The organism is Azospirillum sp. B4, from assembly GCF_000333275.1.
Lineage (GTDB): Bacteria > Pseudomonadota > Alphaproteobacteria > Azospirillales > Azospirillaceae > Nitrospirillum.
Map to the genome: position 1 here is coordinate 1 of NZ_BACU01000657.1, position 3,275 is coordinate 3,275.

Annotated in this window: 5 protein-coding genes; all 5 read left to right on the forward strand. The window is 70.4% G+C overall.

The window, feature by feature from the left end; genetic code table 11:
* Positions 1-263 (forward strand): homogentisate 1,2-dioxygenase domain-containing protein (locus I55_RS29830; RefSeq protein WP_044564359.1); only part of this gene is annotated, 263 nt, incomplete at its 5' end.
* Entirely contained in the window at positions 260-1,594 is a 1,335-nt protein-coding gene (gene fahA / locus I55_RS29835) for a fumarylacetoacetase (RefSeq protein ID WP_044564360.1), read from the forward strand. The genes I55_RS29830 and fahA, both read left to right, overlap by 4 nt.
* A gap of 15 nt (positions 1,595-1,609) precedes the next feature.
* On the forward strand, positions 1,610-2,293 hold the full coding sequence (locus I55_RS29840) for an SDR family NAD(P)-dependent oxidoreductase (RefSeq protein WP_044564361.1): 684 nt from the start codon (positions 1,610-1,612) through the stop codon (positions 2,291-2,293).
* A gap of 11 nt (positions 2,294-2,304) precedes the next feature.
* Positions 2,305-2,589 (forward strand): 4a-hydroxytetrahydrobiopterin dehydratase, encoded by a 285-nt coding sequence (locus I55_RS29845; protein ID WP_044564362.1) that lies wholly within the window; start codon positions 2,305-2,307, stop codon positions 2,587-2,589.
* Between the two features lie 123 nt (positions 2,590-2,712).
* Positions 2,713-3,275: ANTAR domain-containing response regulator (locus I55_RS29850; protein WP_044564363.1), on the forward strand; the 563-nt coding region annotated here is incomplete at its 3' end.

The window sequence follows — 3,275 nt, forward strand, 5'->3', positions numbered from 1 at the left end:
AGTACGACGCCAAGGCCGGCGGCTTCGCGCCCGGCGGCGCCTCGCTGCACAATTGCATGAGCGGCCACGGCCCCGACCGCACCAGTTATGAGCGCGCGGTGTCGGCGGACCTGAAGCCGCACAAGATCGAGAACACCATGGCCTTCATGTTCGAAAGCCGTTGGGTCATCCGCCCCACCCGTTTCGCCGTCGAAACCCCGCTGATGCAGTTGGATTATGACGACTGCTGGGCGGGCTTCACCAAAGCCGAGCTGCCGCGATGAGCCTCCCCCTGATCGATGAGACCCACAACCCGGCCCTGACCAGCTGGGTCAGCAGCGCCAACGGCCATGCCGACTTCCCCATCCAGAACCTGCCGCTGGGCGTGTTCAGCCCGGATGGGAGCAAAGGGAATGGGGACACGCCACGCGGCGGTGTGGCCATCGGCGACATGATCCTGGACTTGGGCCGTGCCGGCCGCTCCGGCCTGCTGACGGGGGAGGCGCTGGACGCCGCCATCGCCGCCAGCGGGCCGACCCTGAACCCGCTGCTGGCCCTAGGCGCTGGTCCCCGCCGCGCCCTGCGCCGCCGCCTGTCACAGCTTCTGGCCACCGGCAATGATGACCAGGGCATCATGGAAGGCTTGCTTTACAACGCGGCGGACTGCACCGTGCACCTGCCCACGGCCATAGGCGGTTACACCGACTTCTACGCCGGCATCCATCACGCGCTGAACGTCGGCCGGCAGTTCCGCCCGGACAACCCGCTGCTGCCCAACTACAAGCACGTGCCCATCGGCTATCACGGCCGTGCCTCCAGCGTCCGCGTGACGGGGACGGACGTGCGCCGGCCCAATGGACAGCGCAAGGCCCCCGATGCCGACGCCCCGACCTTCGGCCCCAGCCAGCGCCTGGATCTGGAGCTGGAGCTGGGCATCTGGATCGGCCCGGGCAACGACCTGGGCACGCCCATCAGCATTGGCGAGGCCGACGGCCACATCGCCGGCCTGTGCCTGCTGAACGACTGGTCGGCCCGCGATCTTCAGGCCTGGGAATACCAGCCGCTGGGCCCCTTCCTGGCCAAGAACTTCCTGACCACCATTTCCCCCTGGATCGTGACGGCGGAGGCGCTGGCCCCCTTCCGCACCCGCCAGCCGGCGCGCGCCGGCGATGATCCCAAGCCCCTGCCCTATCTGTGGGACGAGACGGACCAGGAGCGCGGCGCCTATGGCATCGAGCTGTCGGTGCTGATCCGCACGCCCAAGATGCGGGAGGCGGGGGAATCCCCCCACCGCCTGGGCACCGGCCCGGCCACCACCCTTTACTGGACGGCGGCGCAGCTGGTGGCGCATCACACCTGCAACGGCTGCGACCTGCATCCCGGCGATCTGCTGGGCACCGGCACCATCTCCACCCCCGACGACAGCGGCGTGGGCAGCCTGCTGGAGTTGACGCGCGGCGGCAAAGCGCCCATCACCCTGCCGAACGGGGAGACGCGCACCTTCCTGGCCGACGGGGATGAGCTCATCCTGGCCGGCCGCGCCGTGGCCGACGGCTACGTCGCCATCGGCTTCGGCGATTGCCGGGGCCGGGTGACGCCCGCGCTGAACATCTGAGGATAAGGGGAAGCCATGACGCGACAGAAGGTCATCATCACCGGCGGCGCCGGGGTTCTGGGCGCCGCCGTGGCCCGGGCCTTCCTGGCCGCTGGCCACACGGTCGCCATCGTCGACCATGCCCCGACGCCGGCAACGGCCACCGGCGGCATGGTGCATATCGGCGGCGTGGACTTGACGGACGCCGCCCAGGCCCAAGCCGCCTTCACCCAGGCCAAGGCCGGCCTGGGTGGCGCCGACGTCCTGGTCAACGTGGCCGGCGGCTTCCGCTGGCAGACGGTGGCGGAGGGCGATCCCGCCACCTGGGACAAGCTGTTCGCCATCAACGCCCGCACCTGCCTGAACATGTGCCGGGCCGCCATCACCGGCGGCCTGGCCGACGGCGGCGCCATCGTCAACGTCGGCGCCGCGGCGGCGGAGAAGGCGGGGGCCGGCATGGGCGCCTATGCCGCGTCCAAGGCCGCCGTGGCCCGCCTGACGGAAAGCCTGGCGGCCGAGCTGGCCGGGCGCATCCGCGTCAACGCCGTGCTGCCCCTGGTCATGGACACGCCGCAGAACCGGGCGGACATGCCCGATGTCGATCCCAAGACCTGGACCGCCACGGCGGCGGTGGCCGATGCCATCGTCTTCCTGGCCGGCCGCGCCGCCCGCGCCATCAACGGCGCCCTGGTCCCCGTCACCGCCCCCACCGCCGACTGAAGGAACCCCACATGGTTGCCCGCCTCAACGCTGCCGACCTTCCCCCCCTGCCCGGCTGGACCGTGACGCCGGAGGGGGATGCCATCACCCGCCGCTGCGTCTTCACCGACTTCCGCGCCGCCTTCGGCTTCATGACCCAGGTGGCCCTGCTGGCGGAGAAGGCGGACCACCATCCGGAATGGTTCAACGTCTACAACCGTGTGGACATCCGCCTGACCACGCACGACGCCGGCGGCCTGTCACAGCGCGATGTGGACATGGCGCTGGCCATCGACCGTTTGCTGCCGGTGCTCTGAGCGGACCGACGCGGGCAGCATCATCGGGTTCACGCGCCGGCAGCATCACCGCGCTTGCGCGCGGGGGCTAATGGCGATTAGAGGTGGTTGCCTCCGCCACCCCAATTCCCTCGTGTGCCGCCGGTGAAAGTTCTTATCGCCGACACCGTCCACCCCGCCGACCCCGGCCGCATCGTCGAGGCGGACCTGATGGCCGCCGGCGCCACGGACATCGTCCGCTTGGGCGCCGGCGACCTGCTGGCCGATGCCGTGGCGCGCGAGGCGCCCGACCTGGTGATCGTGGACATGGCCCGCCCTGACCGCGACGGGCTTGAGGACATCCGCGCCATCTCGCGCCATGACCCGCGCCCCATCGTCATGTTCGTCGACCAGGACGACCCGGCCTTCATGGAGGCGGCGATCGAAGCCGGCGTCAGTTCCTACAATGTCGTCGGCGCCTCCCTGCCCGCCATCAAACCGGTGGTGCAGGCGGCCGTCGCCATGTTCCGCCGTTACCGCCAGGTGGAAGCCAGCCTGCACAAGGCCGAGACGTCGTTGCGCGAGCGGGAGGTGATCGACAAGGCCAAGGCCCTGCTGATGCGCCAGCGCGGCATGGTGGAGCATGACGCCTATCGCTGGCTGCGCCGGCAAGCGATGGAGCAGAGCCGCAAGCTGGCGGCCGTGGCCGCTGACATCGTCGCGGCCGC